Genomic DNA, 15,842 nt, shown 5'->3' on the forward strand with positions numbered 1-15,842 from the left:
CAAAATTTGCTTTTTAAAAGAATACATGTTATGTTTATTAAGAATTATTTTTGTTCGGTACGCAAGGAAAGAACAAGTGCTAAAACTTTTCACCTTTTGTTATCAATGAGAGCAAGGATAGTAACACAATGTATGCTAAAGCATACGAGGAGGCAACAACAATGGAACAAGGTACAGTAAAATGGTTTAACGCAGAAAAAGGTTTCGGATTCATCGAGCGCGAAGGCGGAGAAGACGTATTCGTTCATTTCTCAGCTATTCAAGGCGAAGGTTTCAAATCTTTAGACGAAGGCCAAGCAGTTACATTTGACGTAGAGCAAGGTCAACGCGGACCTCAAGCAACTAACGTTCAAAAAGCTTAATTTTAAGCTGACATATAAAACAGTCTCTTTTATAGAGGCTGTTTTTTTGTGTCCAATTTTATTTTCATAATTGCAGACCGAGCAGTAAGAATGAATATGTGCGGGCAGAAAAGTGGAAGAAAGCCAATGCAGTTGATATACATAAAATAAATAAAATAAGAAACAATACAAATTGTACATTAATAAATCAAAAGGAAGAAGGAATCAAAAATGACAATAGGAGCACAAGTTAAGCAAACACTAGCTGGATTAAAAAGCGCCCAGGCCAGTTTAGAAACCTTTGCACTTGGTACCGAAAATCCGCAAGCAAAACAGCTTTACCAACAAGCAGCTCAACAAACTCAATCTATTGTTGATAGTATCTCTCCACGTCTTCAGCAAATTGAACAAGAAGAACCTCAATACAAAGAATAGAACGATATCCAGAAGGTTGGTTGATTCAATCAACCTTTTTTTATACTTCAATTTATGGATAGAAACAGAGGGGTGATCACATGAGAAATAAGATGAAGATATTAAACATTTGTCTTATTATACTAGCGGTTATCGGACTTGGCTCAGGATGTGCTGGAAATCAGAATCGCTTTGCCAATAACAATGATGATGCAAATATCGTAAAGGTACATACAAGCAAGCCAATCGATCAAACTATTTCCAATCAAGCAAAAGAAAAAGTAATAAAAAAAGAGGAGATTTCGGGAGTTAAGGCTGTGAATACAGATAAGGAGCTGTTATTGGCGGTAAAAGTCAACCAATTTGATCGGTTTCGATTAAAGAGTATCAAAAAGAAACTGAAATCAGACTTAGAAAAAATGCATTCCGAGTATAAAATCTTCGTTTCCACTGATCAAAAAATTTATTTGGAACTGGAACAATTAGAACAAAAACTGCAAAAAGATCATACACAAATGAAATCATTAAAAAAAGATTTCGATAAAATTAAAAGTCTTATGAAGGAAAAAGCATGATGAAAGAGGGGCAGGCATGTCAAATAAGCAAAAGAAACAATTAACACCTGTACAACAAGAGTATCAAACCCTTGAAAAGCAGCTGGAAACAAAAAGACCGGTTTTTAAAAATTGTATAAAGGCATTTTTAACGGGTGGATTCATTTGCTTGGTCGGCCAGTGTATTCAAATGTTTTATATTTATTATTTTGATTTTACTGACCAAACAGCTGGAAATCCGACGGTTGGTACTTTAATTTTCATCTCTATGCTTCTTACAGGTTTTGGAGTCTATGATCGAATCGCACAATTTGGAGGGGCTGGTTCTGCTGTTCCGGTTACCGGCTTCGGAAACGCAGTTATATCCGCAGCCATTGAACATCGAACAGAAGGGTTTGTACTAGGTGTAGGCGGTAATATGTTTAAATTAGCTGGCTCTGTCATCTTGTTCGGTACTTTTTCCGCGTTTGTGATTGCTACAATCAAAACCATTCTTATCCAGTGGGGTGGTTTGTAATGTTAATGGGGCATCGTACGTGGATATTTGAGCAAAAGCCGGTCATTCTCTCCACTGGAACAGTCGGCGGACCATTTGAAGCAGAAGGGTTACTGGCTGAAGATTTTGATCTTCTTCATTCCGATTTATGGTTAGAACAAGATTCCTACGAGAAAGCCCATAAAGTTCTAATTGAAGAAGCCAGTCAAAGAGCTATTGAAAAAGCTGGTCTTCAAAAGGAGCAAATTCAGTTTTTCCTTGGAGGAGACCTTATTAATCAAATTACGCCTACAAGCTTTGCGTGCCGGACATTAGGAACACCATATCTCGGGTTGTTTGGCGCCTGTTCAACCTCAATGGAGGGACTTGCTCTTGGCGCTTATCTAGTTAACACCAAAGGCGCCAAATATTTATTAACAGGAGCTTCCAGTCATAACACTGCTGTTGAAAAACAGTTCCGTTATCCGACTGAGTACGGCGGACAGAAACCACCAACAGCACAGTGGACTGTAACTGGTGCAGGAGTTGCTTTGTTAGGTCAATCAGGAGAGGGCCCTCGTGTTACATCTGCTACGATCGGCCGTGTCATTGATATGGGAATGACCGATCCATTTAACATGGGAGGTGCGATGGCTCCTGCTGCGGTTGATACGATTGAGGCTCATTTAACAGAACGAAATCTAGATCCTTCCTATTATGATTTGATTGTAACAGGAGATCTTGGTCAGATAGGTCACGAAGTTTCACTTGATTTATTTAAAAAACATGGAACCCCAATAAATGAAAAACAGTATCAGGACTGTGGAATGATGATCTACCGGGAAGGGCAGCCAGTACTCGCTGGAGCAAGCGGCCCGGCATGTTCAGCAACCGTCGTATATGGTCACTTATTAAACCGAATGAAAAAAGGTGAGTTTAAACGCATATTGGTTGCAGCGACTGGTGCTTTATTATCGCCTTTAAGCTTTCAGCAAAATGAAACGATTCCTTGTATTGCTCATGCTGTGTCGATAGAATACGGAGGTGAATAACGATTATGATTTTCTTTTGGGCTTTTGTCGTAGGCGGTTTGATTTGCGTAGTTGGTCAAATTATGTTTGATGTGTTTAAACTCACACCTGCTCACACATTAAGTACATTCGTTGTCATCGGTGCCCTTCTTGATGGATTTGGTTTATATGAACCGTTTATCGATTTTGCAGGAGCAGGAGCTACGGTTCCGATTACGAGTTTCGGAAATTCCCTTGTGCATGGCGCGATGGAAGAAGCTGAAAAACATGGATTAGTCGGTGTAATATCGGGAATGTTTGAAGTGACAAGTGCCGGTATTTCTGCTGCCATCATTTTCGGGATGATTGGCGCCATGCTTTTTAAACCTAAAGGATAAGGAGGAACCGTAATGACCATCGCATCAGATGTGAAACAATGTTTTGCTCAGCTAAAAGGTATTGAGGCTGATCTATCAAGTTTAGCGTTACGGACTCAAGCTAATGAATCAAAACGTACATTACATGAAACCATGATGATCATGCATGAAATATCGGCAGATTTAAAAAAGCGAATTGGGGAATTGGAACGAGAAGAGTCTCAATATAAAGGTTTTTAGGATAAACCATTCTTAAACAGGAGGTGTTAAACAGTGCCTGAGTGGTTAGATGTAGTAGTACGGTCATTCTTATTTGTAGTTGTCTTATTTCTACTTACAAAATGGTTAGGTAAAAAGCAGCTTTCCGAACTTTCATTTTTTGAATATGTCACTGGCATTACAATTGGAAGTATTGCAGGAGAAGTTGCTATGGGGCTTGAAAAGAACATGTTTCACGGGATAATCGGAATCTCGATCTTCGCTTTAATGCCTTTTATAGCAGGTTTGATTTCTTTAAAAAGCAAAGTCTTTCGCGATTTTATAGAAGGGAAAGCAACCATTTTTATTAAAGATGGGAAAATCATGGAAGAAAACTTGAAAAAGGAAAAATACACAACTGATGAGCTGCTGGAATTGCTTCGAAATAAGGATGTCTTCCAGGTGGCTGATGTGGAATTTGCGTTATTAGAGCCGACCGGGGAATTAAGTGTTCTGTTAAAAAAAGAAAATCAGCCTTTAACTCCGAAAGATGTAAACTTGAATGTTGCTTCCATTAAGGAACCCCAGACCGTCATTATGGATGGAGAAATCTTAGATGAGCCGCTGTCTACTAGTGGCCGAAGTAGAAATTGGCTGAAAACTGAACTGGAAAAACTGGGAGTTACCATTGAAAATGTTTTTCTTGGACAGGTAGATTCTTACGGACAATTAACCGTTGACCTCTTTGATGATAAACTTCAGGTTCCAACTCCTCAAGAAAAACCTTTAGTTTTCGCCGCAATGAAAAAATGTCAGGCGGATTTAGAGCTGTTTGCCCTTGGAACTGAATCAACGGAGGCAAAGCAGATGTATAGTGAAAATAGTGAAAAATTACAAGAAGCTCTAGAAAAAGTAAGACCTATTTTAAAAAGTTAATAGTTAAGGGGAATGGTATTAACTCGAAATATTGATATTCAGAATGATGAAAGCATCGTTTTTCTTAACAATAATGAATGATTAGCATAAGAAATGAAACGCTGTTATGATTTTTTCCAAATGCTGGTTCCAACGAGAAGCGCACTCCTGATATAGTGGAATGTGCTTTTTCCAGACTTACCTATTTAAACCTTGAATCTCTTTAAGGAGCACCTAACCTTTGAGAAAAATCATTTTCCCGATTTTTACATATTTCTCGCTTGAAAGGGAATTTTAGGTATAACAATAAAGTCAGGAGACATTTTTATGAACTACAAAGTATTTAAGACAATCAATCAGCTTTCCGGACGTTGTTCTCCAATTGATTGGCTGATGATTTTGATTTCAAATAAGATTCGTTATGTGTTTATTTTTGTTTTAATTTTCATGCGATTTAGTAATTCTTACAAAAAAGTGTCACGAAATGCAGTGATATCAGCGGGGCTGACTTTATTTATTAATACTTTGGTAAAAATGGTTTATTTTAAACAGCGACCGTTTGTGAAACGACAGGTCGGCATACTCATTCCTTCAAAAATGGATTCTTCATTTCCAAGTAAACATACTCTGCTTGTTTTTGCTGTATCTACTACTATCTTTCTTTATGATCGTATTTTTGGTTCAATCATGTGGGTATTATCTGTGTTGACGGGCTTCTCACGTATTTGGGTAGGACATCATTATCCGTCTGATATTATCGGAAGTGCGTTTATTGCCACCATGACAAGTATTTTGTTAGATAAAATTTCTAGTTGTGCAAACTATTTTGTCCGTCAATAGCAGCTAAATTTAAATCATGTGTGATTATTATTTCTTTTTATACAGTAATCTTTTTTAGATTTAAAAAGTTTTGCTTTCTCTTTGAATTCAAAAGCGCAGGTATCCTTTGGAAAGGACAAGCGTTTTTTATTTAGAGAGGATGAACAGCCAGAAAACCTTTGAACAATAAAAACCCCCGCTCAAATCCTTTGAGCGGGGGGGAGGTATCATGTTACAAGCTTTGTTAAATGGTTGCTTTCATTTTAGCACAGGTTCGCAGGATTACCTAATAAAAAATGATTATTTATTATTTACGTCCTGATTGATGATTTGAAACGGGTGACTTGCTCGTTTTTGGCTTTAAATTCTTTAACCTGCTTTTTATATAGTCCTTCAGCATGTCACGCTTGCGTTTTTTACGCTTGTCTCGGTTCTTCATATAGTCACCATCCTATTTCAAAGAAATTAGACCTTTCTTTTATTATAACTCGAAATCTGGCGGGGCAACATGCTTTTACTTAAATTCAAAGTCATTCTCTCCTTCCATGCGGTTAGCCTTGCGTACATACGAATAAAAAAGCTCCATAGCTTCTGTTTTAAATGCTTTTGACAGTTCTTCAGAGAAATAAAGATCTGGATCCAGCTCATAATGTGGTGTTACGATCTTCAATTCGGTCTGTTCGTTCTGAATGTAATGATGGGTTAAGAGATTTGATGGTATCTGTATCCTTTTTGCGATGATCAGCACCTCTTTATGTCAGTAGTGAAATCCATATTATGATTAGTTTATCATAGAAGGATGAATATTATTGAACAGGGAGATCAAAGATGGAGACTTTTACTCAAAGAGCGTTATTAATGATCAGATCAATACCAGCCGGAAAAGTGATGACATATGGACAAGTTGCGCGGTGCGCCGGTCAGCCAAGAGGAGCGCGGCAGGTGGTCCGCATTCTTCATTCGATGAGCGAAAAGCATCGTCTGCCATGGCATCGTGTCATAAATTCCAAGGGGGAAATCGGCATGAAGGGGACGGAGGCCGGCAGACTGCAAAAAAAATTATTAGAAGATGAAGGCATCTCTTTTATCGGTGAATATCGAATCCATCTTGAGGATTGGATCTATGATCCTGGCATGGATGCGGCTGACTGATAAAAAAGCTAAATTCTGCTGTTTAATCCATATTTGGGGTATAGGAACTTTTCGGTTGACCGCTGCCTTATAATGATGTAATATACTACTACAAGCTGCATTTGTACGTAATGATAATTAAGTTTTAACCTTTAAGCTGTAATAGGGAGTTTTATATCGCATCTGAAATGTCATGCCTCCATTAGCAGAGGAAGACAGGAAAGCTGCTGCAAACACCCACTTTGAGAAGTGGTGGTTTAAAACTTTCTTACGTAAGTTACGGCAATTGTGGCTTCTTTCTTTAATCATTTAAAACCAGTTCCTACCTCAGGAGCTGGTTTTTTGATGTATTACAGTCTTTAAGTTTACTTGGATGGAAGCAAGGAGTTCCTTTATTTTGATGCTTTTGAAATAAATTTTAATCATTTCCGGCATCTCTCCCATTATTCCGATTCTTTCAGAATGAAATTAATATAAATGTGAACAACCCATATTTTTAATATTTGGTCACTCAGTTTCTTTCCCCATTGATCATCGCCGCAGAACCCTCATATCCATATTCAGCAAATCTCCCGAATCAAATGCACCCCATTATTTTTAGGAGAATTTACTTCAGAAGATACTTCAAACGCCTCCATTTGCGTTTGGTCAAAAGGCTTCAAAAACTGATGAAGATAATCTGGATCATGATTGGATGGGTCGAGCCAGCTTGCTTCGTCTTCTGGCTTCAGGATAACGGGCATTCTATCGTGAATGGAGCTCATCAGCTCATTTGGCTCGGTTGTGATAACGGTACAGGAATAGATGGTTTTGCCATTTGGCGATTTCCATGATTCCCATAAGCCTGCCATACCGAAGGGCTCATTTGATTTCATTTTAATTCTCATCGGTGTTTTGCCGCTTTCATGCCGTTTCCATTCATAGAAAGAATCAGCAAGAACAAGACATCTTTTATTTCTGAAAGCATTTCTGAAACTTGGTTTATCGGCTAAAGTTTCTGCTCTGGCATTGATTGTTTTATATCCGATTTTTTCATCCTTTGCAAAAGGAGGGATGAGCCCCCATTTTAATAAACCCATTCGATTTTGAGTGCCATCGTTAATGATTGACAGTACTTCGTGGGAAGGAGCGATGTTGTAGCTGTATACATACTCATCTTCATCAATGGCTGCGCCTATATGAAATCGATCTACAAGATCTGCATATTCTGCGAATAAGGTGTATCTGCCGCACATGGACATTCTCCTTTTTATGTAAAATGATACCGTTATCATTCCCTTTAGACAAGAAGAAAAAAGGTGTCGTATAATAAAAAATAAAAAGGAGAGATCTGTGGTGCATTTAAAGAGAGTCAGCTTTGTCCCTGGTAATAAAAAGCAGGAGTATCCATATGGACTTCCGCTGTTTAAAGAATCTCTTACTCTGTCGTTCGAAGCACCGGTAACGATTCTTGCAGGAGAAAATGGGAGCGGTAAGTCAACACTGCTTGAAGCAATAGCTGAGCATTCCGGTTTAATCCGCATTGCATCAGCAGATGATGACGATATAAATGACGAAATCAGGAGATTTTCCCGTCAGTTAAAGCTTTCATGGAGTGCAAAAACAAAAAAAGGCTTTTATTTAAAAGCAGATGACTTTCTGACATATGCCCGCAATGTCACTCGCATGAGAGCAGAGGCAGCAAAAAGGCTAGAGGAAGTTGAAGATGAGTACCGGGACAAATCGATCTTGGCCCGTCAGCTTGCAGCCTCTCCTTATCATAAAGCGATCGGAGAAATTGAGGAACTATACGGGAGAGGGCTTGACAACCGGTCACATGGAGAGAGATTTTTGGCGTTTTTTCAATCAAGATTTCGCCCAAACGGCTTTTATTTGCTTGATGAGCCAGAGGGTCCGCTGTCCCCGATGAAACAGCTGAGTTTAATTAGTATGCTGCTTGAAATGATCAAAGAGGGCTCGCAATTTATCATTGCGACTCATTCTCCTATCTTAATGGCTTTTCCAGATGCTGTTATTTATTCACTTGATGACTTGCCTTTAAAAAGCGTGCAATATGCTGATTTAGAGCATGTCAGAATGACGAGAGAATTTCTGAATTCGCCTGAAAGATACCTTAAACACTTATGAGTATTTTGTCGAAATACGGACTAATAATTGACATTTTTCTAGTTCTTCCGTTTTGTTTTTTCCTCAATACACCAACACTCCCAACTTTTTCACGTATAGTGTGATGTATTACTATTACATGAGGAGGGGCAAAATGAGGAAAAAGCTTATGGGTTTGATTGGCGCATCGGTACTCAGTGTAAGTGTGATTTTTCCATTGAGCGGGGAAGCGGCACTTGGAGACAGAACGCTTTCACAGGGAATGAGCCATTCAGATGTTAAAGAACTGCAGGAACATCTTTTATCAAAAAGTGTGTTCCCATATTTTGAAGAGACAGGCTATTATGGTCCAATTACAAAAGAAGCGGTGAAAGAATTTCAGGAAAAGAGCCGCATTCAGGTTGATGGAATCGCAGGCCCACAAACGAATCAAAAAATTAAAGTGTTGCGCTATGGCGATATGGGAAAACCAGTAATCAAGCTTCAGCGTCTGCTGAAAGAGTGGGGAGTATACACTGGTATTGTTGATGGAATATACGGGAACGGCACGAAAAGTGCAGTAGCTAATTTCCAGCAGCAAAAAGGAATAAAAAGTGATGGTATCGCTGGACCGCAAACCTTTAGTAAGTTAAATCAAAAATCAAGCAGCGTTTCAGGCACTGTAAAAGAGTTAACGGTTACTAGCACGGCATATACGGCTTCTTGCGAAGGCTGTTCAGGAGTTACGAAGATGGGTGTGGATTTGAAAAAATACCCTGATGCTAAAGTGATTGCCGTTGATCCGAACGTGATTCCAATTGGCTCAACAGTAGAAGTTGAAGGCTACGGAAAAGCGATTGCAGCTGATATTGGCGGTGCGATTTCAGGCAACAAGATTGATGTCTTTATTGCAGGTCAAAGCAGTGCAATCAATTGGGGCAGAAAAACAGTTAACATCAAAGTTTATCAATAATAGATTACTAGATACATAGTAAATGGGAAATCCGCTGCCTGCAGCGGATTTTTGCTTTTTAGAATGGCCAACGGCAGATAGAAACAGGAATTTTATGAGATTTTTCAGATGTGAGAGTTGAAACGCTTTTCTCGCAAAATGAAACGAGATTCTTGCGAGTTGGAGATGCATTCTCACTAATTGGATGAATGTTTTTGCGAGTAGGATGCAACTGTACCCCATCCTATGCCAGATACAGCTTGAGTTTATTTCATAAATTTCGCAGTATCTGAGATAAGTGGCCAACGGCAGCTAGAAATGGGCATTTTCATGGCTGGAATCGAGGTATGCGAGTTGAAAAGCTGTTCTCGCAAATTGAAACGAGATTCTTGCGAGTTGGAGATGCATTCTCACTAATTGGATGAATGTTTTTGCGAGTAGGATGCAACTGTACCCATCATATTGCCAAATACTGTCTGAGTTTATGTCATAGATTTCGCAGTATCTAAGATAAGTGGCCAACGGCAGCTGGAAATAGGCATTTTTATGGCTGGAATCGAGGTATGCGAGTTGAAAAGCTGTTCTCGCGAATTGAAACAAGATTTTTGCGAGTTGGAGATGCATTCTCACTAATTGGATGAATGTTTTTGCGAGTAGGATGCAACTGTACTCATCATATTGCCAAATACTGCTTGAGTTTATCTCATAGATTTCACAGTATCTGAGATAAGTGGCCAACGGCAGCTAGAAATGGGCATTTTCATGGCTGGAATTGAGGTATGCGAGTTGAAGAGCAGTTCTCGCAAATTGAAACAAGATTCTTGCGAGTTGGAGATGCATTCTCACTAATTGGATGAATGTTTTTGCGAGTAGGATGCAACTGTACCCATCATATTGCCAAATACTGTCTGAGTTTATGTCATAGATTTCGCAGTATCTAAGATAAGTGGCCAACGGCAGCTGGAAATGGGCATTTTCATGGCTGGAATCGAGGTATGCGAGTTGAAAAGCTGTTCTCGCGAATAGAAACAAGATTCTTGCGAGTTGGAGATGCATTCTCACTAATTGGATGAATGTTTTTGCGAGTAGGATGCAACTGTACCCCATCCTATGCCAGATACAGCTTGAGTTTATGTCATAAATTTCGCAGTATCTGAGATAAGTGGCCAACGGCAGCTAGAAATGGGCATTTTCATGGCTGGAATCGAGGTATGCGAGTTGAAAAGCTGTTCTCGCGAATAGAAACAAGATTCTTGCGAGTTGGAGATGCATTCTCACTAATTGGATGATTGTTTTTGCGAGTAGGATGCAACTGTACCCATCATATTGCCAAATACTGCTTGAGTTTATGTCATAGATATCGCAGTATCTGAGATAAGTGGCCAACGGCAGCTAGAAATGAGCATTTTCATAGCTGGAATCGAGGTATGCGAGTTGAAAAGCTTTTCTCGCGAATAGAAACAAGATTCTTGCGAGTTGGAGATGCATTCTTACTAAATGGATGATTGTTTTTGCGAGTAGGATGCAACTGTACCCATCATATTGCCAAATACTGATTAAGTTTATGTCATAAATTTCGCAGTATCTGAGATAAGTGGCCAACGGCAGCTAGAAATGGGCATTTTCATGGCTGGAATCGAGGTATGCGAGTTGAAAAGCTGTTCTCGCGAATAGAAACAAGATTCTTGCGAGTTGGAGATGCATTCTCACTAATTGGATGAATGTTTTTGCGAGTAGGATGCAACTGTACCCCATCCTATGCCAGATACAGCTTGAGTTTATGTCATAAATTTCGCAGTATCTGAGATAAGTGGCCAACGGCAGCTAGAAATGGGCATTTTCATGGCTGGAATCGAGGTATGCGAGTTGAAAAGCTGTTCTCGCGAATTGAAACAAGATTCCTGCGAGTTGGATCCTTCTGTACCTCATTATATGCAATAAATAGTGTAGCATCTGCCATAAAATGATCAACGCTGCTAAAAGAGGGCATTATTAAGGAATTCTGACTGAAAAAAATGACTGTTTTCAGTGACTGATTGTGCTCGCTCGCCCAGCCAAATTATCCACCCCAGTTATTTTCCTATCTAAAGCTGCCAATTCAGCGTTCAAGCTCCATGCTCATATAAACCTCATCTACATACCCATCCGCAATTTTCAGGGCTTCTTTGTATTCGCCGTATTGAATAAAGCCCAAAGATTCATATAACGCCTTGGCACTTTGATTATCAACAGCCACCGCAAGATCAACTTTTTCAATGGCCGCATTTTCTTTAATCCGGTCAATAAGAGAGCCCAGTAATTTTTTTCCAAAGCCTTTGCCGCGCATAGTGGGAGAGATGTACATTCCAAGAATTTGGCCGCGATGCTTCATTTTTTCAAGACTCTCCTGTTTGAAACCCGCGATGCCGTAAAGCTCTGAATCCATTAAAGCACCCATAATAAACGCAGATTCTGAAGGAGTTATCTCATGGATTAATTCCTCAATTGATTTTTTCTTTTCCTTTTCATAACTTGAAGCAAAGTTGGATGGCAGCTCATTCAGGGCCTGCAGCCGCAGTGCCCGGTACTGTTCTGTATCTTCCTCTGTCAGCAGCCTAAATTCCATAGCGGCACCTCTTTTCCTTTTTCCTGGAGATAAAAGTCAATCCTGAACATTTTGCCTGCTCTTTATCTGCCTTTCGGAGCTGACCTTGCCGTTTCGTCTTTCTTATTTAGTATGGTTTCTTTTCATTAAAGCAATGTAAAATCATAATAAGAGAAAAAAATAAAACAGCCTGAAAGAGGATCCTCTTCCAGGCTGCTGTTTTTAAATCAATGAAGCTGTTCTTTTACAATTTTATAGTTTTTATGATTGACGACCGTCCGTCTCTCAAGATCTAAATCGCGGAAATTTTCCATATACGTCAAGTCTACAATCACTGAATTTTCATTAACTTTCTCCACGATGCCACGTAAACCGTCTCTGAATTCAATCACATTGCCAACTTTAGCGATTTTCATTTCCTCTCTCCTTCTCTATACAGATCCCCATTAGGACTATTTAACATTATTTTTTCAGTTAAGTAAAGGTTTTCAATCAAAAATGTGTAAGAATTTTGAAAATAGGCCAAACAGATTAGGTGAAGAAGGGGAATTGAACATGTTATAGTAAGATAAAATTGTTTTTGAAAGAGGTGAATTAGCTTGGTTTCATCAGGTCTTGTCCTCGAAGGCGGAGGAATGCGAGGGGTTTATACCGCGGGCGTATTAGAATATTTTATGGAAAAAGATTTATATTTCCCCTATGTAATTGGGGTTTCGGCGGGTGCCTGCATGGGCGCTTCATATATTTCAAGGCAAAAAGGAAGAAATAAAACGGTAAACATCAATTACGCCAATCATAAGAGCTATTTATCGTTAGGCAATTTTATCCGTCATAAGCAGCTGTTTGGAATGGACTTCATTTTTGATGAGATTCCAAACAAACTTGTTCCTTTTAACTTTGATGCCTTTCTGAAAAGCGATCAGACATTTTTAGTAGGAACAACCGACTGTAAGACAGGGGAGCCTGTTTACTATAATAAAAAGGATATCGGCAGGGATATTTTAACGATTTTAAGAGCCTCAAGCTCTCTTCCGTTCATTGCACCAATGATTGATTACGAAGGAAGGATGCTGCTTGACGGGGGGATTGTCGATTCGATTCCGATCAAAAAATCACAAGCAGACGGCAATGCCCGGAATGTGGTCATTTTAACCAGAAATGCAGGCTACAGAAAGAAAAAGAGCAGCATGGAATGGATGGTCAAACGTTCTTTCAGAGCCTATCCAATGCTTGCAGATGCCATGCTGAACCGGTATGAGCATTATAATCAGACGCTAGATTATATTGAGGAGCAGGAAAAGCTCGGCAATGTGTTTGTGATCCGTCCTACTAAAAAGCTCGAAGTTGACCGGATTGAAAGAAACCCGGTTAAACTTGAAAAGCTTTATGAGCAGGGTTTACAGGATGCAGAAGCTTGTTTTGAAGCACTGCGTAAATGGCATGAGCAGCATCACGTCTTAACCTGAAAAACCTATTCAAACGTTTGAAGGAAGTTTCCTGGGGAAGAGTACAATCATACTAAATAAAAGGTGTTGGTTAGTATGAACGTTTTAATTGCAGGTGCTAACGGAAAAACAGGGAAACATATAATAGAACAAATTGCACGCGGCGGCCGGCATCGCGCTATCGCAATGGTACGGGATCCTAAGCAGGAAAAAGAGCTTGAGAAGCTGGGTGCCCAAACCGTTGTCGGCGATCTTGAAGGAGATGTATCTCATGCGGTTCATCTCGCAGATGCAGTCATTTTTGCAGCCGGATCAGGTTCAAAAACGGGACCTGATAAAACAATTTCTGTTGACCAGGAAGGGGCTAAAAACCTGATTGACGCTGCTAAGGAACATCGGATTCAGCATTTTGTCATGCTGAGTTCTATGGGGACAGATAATCCTTCAGCAGGTCCTGAATCAATGGAACAGTATTTTAAGGTAAAGGCAATTGCAGATGAATATCTGCGCGGATCAGATCTTTCCTATACCATTGTGAGACCTGGTGCACTGACGGATGAAAGGGCAATAGGAAAGATTGAAGCGTCCCAAAAAATTGAGAACAAAGAAAACCGCAGCATTTCCCGTGAAGATGTAGCAGCGGTTCTGATTGCTTCGCTTACGCATGAAGAAGTGAAAAACAAAACGTTTGAAATCCTCTCTGGTGAAACAGACATAGAGGAAGCATTAAAATTTATTTATTAAGTCATGGACAAGCGGACTTCTCCTTAGTAAACTTGCATATATGAAAAGATTTGGGGGAAGTACGTTCCATGGATAAACAATTGGCAAATGAGATGCTGGACTCTTTAAAAAATGGCGAAATGAATGAATATCACGTCCCAAAAGAAGTGTTTCTTACCTTTAGGACGGCTCTTGTTGAACGTGAGGATTTTAAGCATTTCCGCGGAATTGCCCAGCAGGGCGGAAGTGTTATATATAGGTATATGCAGGTTCCCCGGAGCTGAATTAAGAATCGGCTGTCACTTGTGACAGCCGTCTTTCTTTTTTTCGAATGGTTCAGACTTATGATTCTTCTGATAAGGCTTTGATCTTCTTTAAAGCCTCTCTTCTCCATGATTTCACACTGGCAGCACTTACTTTTTCGCTCTCCGCAATTTCAGATGGCGTTTTCCTTTCAATGCAATAGCCAATCAGCCATTTTTGCTGCATTGGAGACAGGATATGACTATATGAGCGGACAATTTGCTCGTTTAACATTTCTTTAATAGGATCATTATCCATCATCACATCGTTATGATGTTCACGAAGCTCCTCGTGATCTTGTCTTCTGATTTGTTTGTTCATTTCATTTAGAAGCTGGCCTCTTATGCACTTATAAAGATAGGTACTGAAGGTGCCTTTAGATCTGTCATAGGTTTTTGAGGCATTCCACAATGCGATAAGCCCAATTTGATGGTATTCTTCCTGATTTTTTGTAATGTTCAAATGTTTAATGTGATAATAAATCATTTTTTGATACTGCTTGACAAGTTCTTCAAAACTTTTTTCTTCAATCATTTTCAGGTCTCCACTAAGGAGCGCTCCATTAAAGTATTCCGCGGTAGGTTTATCATAAGAAAGGAATGTGAAATGGTAAAAGGAGAAAAGAACGTATTTCTATATGGATAAAAGCTTCAAGTTTGCTGTTTGTGCATAGGGAAATGTCCGCTATCTTATGTTTCATTTCAGGAAAATGACACATATGCCGCATTTTTTTGAACATTGAATTGGTAATCCTTCCAATTTTTAAGCAATGAATTAGGTGAATAAAGCTGTTAGGCTATAACTTGTACTTCTAACAGACGAATCCGAATGAAAAACTGGGAGGTTTACGAATGAAGAAAGCATTCTTTACTTTTACTATCATTTCTGCACTTACCTTATCATTATTTGGGTTTGAAAAAGCAGAGGCAGCAACAAAACACGAAGTTAAAACTGGCGATACTTTATGGCTGATCGGCAAAAAGTACGGAGTATCCATTAAAGAGATTCAATCCCTTAATCATAAAAGCGGTCAATTATTATATATAGGCGAAAAATTACAGGTTCCTCAATCGATTTCAGATGAAGATAAGGATTTATTGGCCCGAATCGTTCATGCTGAAGCAAAAGGTGAGCCATATGCAGGAAAAGTAGCTGTGGCAACAGTTGTCTTAAACCGTGTGAAAGACGATCGTTTCCCGGATACAATCAGAGACGTTATTTATCAAAAGCAATCTGGCATTTACGCGTTTTCTCCAGTAGAAAACGGCTCAATTAATGAACCTGCTGATGAAGAAGCTAAAGAAGCGGTTCAAGAAGCCTTGGCATATGAGGGTATGGGAATTGATTCTGTCTATTTCTATAATCCTGTAACAGCCGAGAGCGACTGGATTCGTACTAGAGAAGTCACTCTTACAATCGGAAGACACACATTTGCAAAATAAATAAAAGCAGCTCCTTTCCTTTTGGAAGGGAGTTTTTTGTGTTTAGATCTTAGTTTTGTGATTAGCCTTAACTA

General features: G+C 39.4%; 21 protein-coding genes and 1 other RNA gene. 17 read left to right on the top strand and 5 right to left on the bottom strand.

Annotated elements, in window-relative coordinates:
* Positions 1 to 161: 161 nt before the first annotated feature.
* The 9 genes from LIT25_08745 to LIT25_08785 all read left to right on the top strand — a co-directional run bounded on the left by LIT25_08745 (position 162) and on the right by LIT25_08785 (position 5,124).
* Positions 162 to 362, top strand: coding sequence for a cold-shock protein (locus LIT25_08745; GenBank protein USK36214.1), 201 nt, complete (start codon positions 162 to 164; stop codon positions 360 to 362).
* Positions 363 to 572: 210 nt separating this feature from the next.
* Positions 573 to 776, top strand: a complete 204-nt coding sequence (locus LIT25_08750) for a DUF1657 domain-containing protein (GenBank protein ID USK35362.1) — start codon at positions 573 to 575, stop codon at positions 774 to 776.
* Between the two features lie 80 nt (positions 777 to 856).
* Positions 857 to 1,330 (top strand): YhcN/YlaJ family sporulation lipoprotein, encoded by a 474-nt coding sequence (locus tag LIT25_08755; protein USK35363.1) that lies wholly within the window; start codon positions 857 to 859, stop codon positions 1,328 to 1,330.
* A gap of 16 nt (positions 1,331 to 1,346) precedes the next feature.
* Positions 1,347 to 1,826, top strand: a complete 480-nt coding sequence (gene spoVAC, locus LIT25_08760; protein USK35364.1) for a stage V sporulation protein AC — start codon at positions 1,347 to 1,349, stop codon at positions 1,824 to 1,826.
* Positions 1,826 to 2,836 (top strand): stage V sporulation protein AD, encoded by a 1,011-nt coding sequence (spoVAD, locus tag LIT25_08765; protein USK35365.1) that lies wholly within the window; start codon positions 1,826 to 1,828, stop codon positions 2,834 to 2,836. Before spoVAC ends, spoVAD begins: the two co-directional genes overlap by 1 nt.
* A 5-nt stretch (positions 2,837 to 2,841) precedes the next feature.
* Positions 2,842 to 3,192, top strand: coding sequence for a stage V sporulation protein AE (gene spoVAE, locus LIT25_08770; GenBank protein ID USK35366.1), 351 nt, complete (start codon positions 2,842 to 2,844; stop codon positions 3,190 to 3,192).
* 12 nt (positions 3,193 to 3,204) lie between these two features.
* Positions 3,205 to 3,411: a DUF1657 domain-containing protein gene (locus tag LIT25_08775; protein USK35367.1), complete on the top strand. Its 207-nt coding sequence runs from the start codon at positions 3,205 to 3,207 to the stop codon at positions 3,409 to 3,411.
* Positions 3,412 to 3,444: 33 nt separating this feature from the next.
* Complete coding sequence (locus LIT25_08780; protein USK35368.1) at positions 3,445 to 4,305, top strand: DUF421 domain-containing protein; 861 nt, start codon at positions 3,445 to 3,447, stop codon at positions 4,303 to 4,305.
* 306 nt (positions 4,306 to 4,611) lie between these two features.
* Positions 4,612 to 5,124 (top strand): undecaprenyl-diphosphatase, encoded by a 513-nt coding sequence (locus tag LIT25_08785; protein USK35369.1) that lies wholly within the window; start codon positions 4,612 to 4,614, stop codon positions 5,122 to 5,124.
* 493 nt (positions 5,125 to 5,617) lie between these two features.
* On the opposite strand, the gene LIT25_08790 is transcribed toward LIT25_08785, so the two are convergent.
* Positions 5,618 to 5,773, bottom strand: coding sequence for a hypothetical protein (locus tag LIT25_08790; protein ID USK35370.1), 156 nt, complete (start codon positions 5,771 to 5,773; stop codon positions 5,618 to 5,620).
* A 158-nt stretch (positions 5,774 to 5,931) separates the two neighbouring features.
* On the opposite strand from LIT25_08790, the gene LIT25_08795 reads away from it, so the two are divergent.
* Positions 5,932 to 6,255, top strand: a complete 324-nt coding sequence (locus tag LIT25_08795) for an MGMT family protein (protein ID USK35371.1) — start codon at positions 5,932 to 5,934, stop codon at positions 6,253 to 6,255.
* Positions 6,256 to 6,344: 89 nt separating this feature from the next.
* Positions 6,345 to 6,533, top strand: a non-coding RNA gene (ssrS, locus tag LIT25_08800) — 6S RNA.
* Between the two features lie 261 nt (positions 6,534 to 6,794).
* Here ssrS and LIT25_08805 read toward each other — a convergent pair.
* The gene (locus tag LIT25_08805) at positions 6,795 to 7,469 is read right to left on the bottom strand and encodes an SOS response-associated peptidase (GenBank protein USK35372.1); all 675 of its coding nucleotides are present in this window, start codon (positions 7,467 to 7,469) and stop codon (positions 6,795 to 6,797) included.
* A 100-nt stretch (positions 7,470 to 7,569) separates the two neighbouring features.
* Here LIT25_08805 and LIT25_08810 point away from each other — a divergent pair, with 100 nt between their 5' ends.
* Positions 7,570 to 8,361, top strand: a complete 792-nt coding sequence (locus LIT25_08810) for an AAA family ATPase (GenBank protein USK35373.1) — start codon at positions 7,570 to 7,572, stop codon at positions 8,359 to 8,361.
* Positions 8,362 to 8,494: 133 nt separating this feature from the next.
* Positions 8,495 to 9,292 (top strand): peptidoglycan-binding protein, encoded by a 798-nt coding sequence (locus LIT25_08815; GenBank protein ID USK35374.1) that lies wholly within the window; start codon positions 8,495 to 8,497, stop codon positions 9,290 to 9,292.
* A 2,077-nt stretch (positions 9,293 to 11,369) separates the two neighbouring features.
* Here the strand turns inward: LIT25_08815 and LIT25_08820 are convergent.
* Together LIT25_08820 and LIT25_08825 are read right to left on the bottom strand one after the other, a co-directional pair.
* Entirely contained in the window at positions 11,370 to 11,876 is a 507-nt protein-coding gene (locus LIT25_08820; protein ID USK35375.1) for a GNAT family N-acetyltransferase, read from the bottom strand.
* Between the two features lie 206 nt (positions 11,877 to 12,082).
* Complete coding sequence (locus LIT25_08825; GenBank protein ID USK35376.1) at positions 12,083 to 12,271, bottom strand: DUF2187 family protein; 189 nt, start codon at positions 12,269 to 12,271, stop codon at positions 12,083 to 12,085.
* 183 nt (positions 12,272 to 12,454) lie between these two features.
* Here LIT25_08825 and LIT25_08830 point away from each other — a divergent pair, with 183 nt between their 5' ends.
* The 3 genes from LIT25_08830 to LIT25_08840 all read left to right on the top strand — a co-directional run bounded on the left by LIT25_08830 (position 12,455) and on the right by LIT25_08840 (position 14,307).
* Positions 12,455 to 13,321, top strand: coding sequence for a patatin family protein (locus LIT25_08830; GenBank protein USK35377.1), 867 nt, complete (start codon positions 12,455 to 12,457; stop codon positions 13,319 to 13,321).
* Positions 13,322 to 13,396: 75 nt separating this feature from the next.
* Positions 13,397 to 14,044, top strand: a complete 648-nt coding sequence (locus LIT25_08835; GenBank protein USK35378.1) for an SDR family oxidoreductase — start codon at positions 13,397 to 13,399, stop codon at positions 14,042 to 14,044.
* A gap of 68 nt (positions 14,045 to 14,112) precedes the next feature.
* Complete coding sequence (locus LIT25_08840; protein USK35379.1) at positions 14,113 to 14,307, top strand: hypothetical protein; 195 nt, start codon at positions 14,113 to 14,115, stop codon at positions 14,305 to 14,307.
* A 58-nt stretch (positions 14,308 to 14,365) separates the two neighbouring features.
* On the opposite strand, the gene LIT25_08845 is transcribed toward LIT25_08840, so the two are convergent.
* Positions 14,366 to 14,860, bottom strand: a complete 495-nt coding sequence (locus LIT25_08845) for a sigma-70 family RNA polymerase sigma factor (GenBank protein ID USK35380.1) — start codon at positions 14,858 to 14,860, stop codon at positions 14,366 to 14,368.
* A 317-nt stretch (positions 14,861 to 15,177) separates the two neighbouring features.
* On the opposite strand from LIT25_08845, the gene LIT25_08850 reads away from it, so the two are divergent.
* Positions 15,178 to 15,768 carry a cell wall hydrolase gene (locus LIT25_08850; protein ID USK35381.1) on the top strand — a complete coding sequence of 197 codons (591 nt, stop codon included), beginning with the start codon at positions 15,178 to 15,180 and terminating at the stop codon, positions 15,766 to 15,768.
* Positions 15,769 to 15,842: the final 74 nt, after the last annotated feature.

Source organism: Bacillus sp. F19, from assembly GCA_023823795.1.
Lineage (GTDB): Bacteria > Bacillota > Bacilli > Bacillales > Bacillaceae > Bacillus_P.

Bases quoted from the DNA above. Each gene is read 5' to 3' on its own strand.
- LIT25_08745 (USK36214.1), top strand. From the start codon at position 162: ATGGAACAAGGTACAGTAAAATGGTTTAACGCAGAAAAAGGTTTCGGA.
- LIT25_08750 (USK35362.1), top strand. From the start codon at position 573: ATGACAATAGGAGCACAAGTTAAGCAAACACTAGCTGGATTAAAAAGC.
- LIT25_08755 (USK35363.1), top strand. From the start codon at position 857: ATGAGAAATAAGATGAAGATATTAAACATTTGTCTTATTATACTAGCG.
- spoVAC (USK35364.1), top strand. From the start codon at position 1,347: ATGTCAAATAAGCAAAAGAAACAATTAACACCTGTACAACAAGAGTAT.
- spoVAD (USK35365.1), top strand. From the start codon at position 1,826: ATGTTAATGGGGCATCGTACGTGGATATTTGAGCAAAAGCCGGTCATT.
- spoVAE (USK35366.1), top strand. From the start codon at position 2,842: ATGATTTTCTTTTGGGCTTTTGTCGTAGGCGGTTTGATTTGCGTAGTT.
- LIT25_08775 (USK35367.1), top strand. From the start codon at position 3,205: ATGACCATCGCATCAGATGTGAAACAATGTTTTGCTCAGCTAAAAGGT.
- LIT25_08785 (USK35369.1), top strand. From the start codon at position 4,612: ATGAACTACAAAGTATTTAAGACAATCAATCAGCTTTCCGGACGTTGT.
- LIT25_08795 (USK35371.1), top strand. From the start codon at position 5,932: ATGGAGACTTTTACTCAAAGAGCGTTATTAATGATCAGATCAATACCA.
- LIT25_08805 (USK35372.1), bottom strand. From the start codon at position 7,469: ATGTGCGGCAGATACACCTTATTCGCAGAATATGCAGATCTTGTAGAT.
- LIT25_08815 (USK35374.1), top strand. From the start codon at position 8,495: ATGAGGAAAAAGCTTATGGGTTTGATTGGCGCATCGGTACTCAGTGTA.
- LIT25_08820 (USK35375.1), bottom strand. From the start codon at position 11,876: ATGGAATTTAGGCTGCTGACAGAGGAAGATACAGAACAGTACCGGGCA.
- LIT25_08825 (USK35376.1), bottom strand. From the start codon at position 12,271: ATGAAAATCGCTAAAGTTGGCAATGTGATTGAATTCAGAGACGGTTTA.
- LIT25_08835 (USK35378.1), top strand. From the start codon at position 13,397: ATGAACGTTTTAATTGCAGGTGCTAACGGAAAAACAGGGAAACATATA.
- LIT25_08840 (USK35379.1), top strand. From the start codon at position 14,113: ATGGATAAACAATTGGCAAATGAGATGCTGGACTCTTTAAAAAATGGC.
- LIT25_08845 (USK35380.1), bottom strand. From the start codon at position 14,860: ATGATTGAAGAAAAAAGTTTTGAAGAACTTGTCAAGCAGTATCAAAAA.
- LIT25_08850 (USK35381.1), top strand. From the start codon at position 15,178: ATGAAGAAAGCATTCTTTACTTTTACTATCATTTCTGCACTTACCTTA.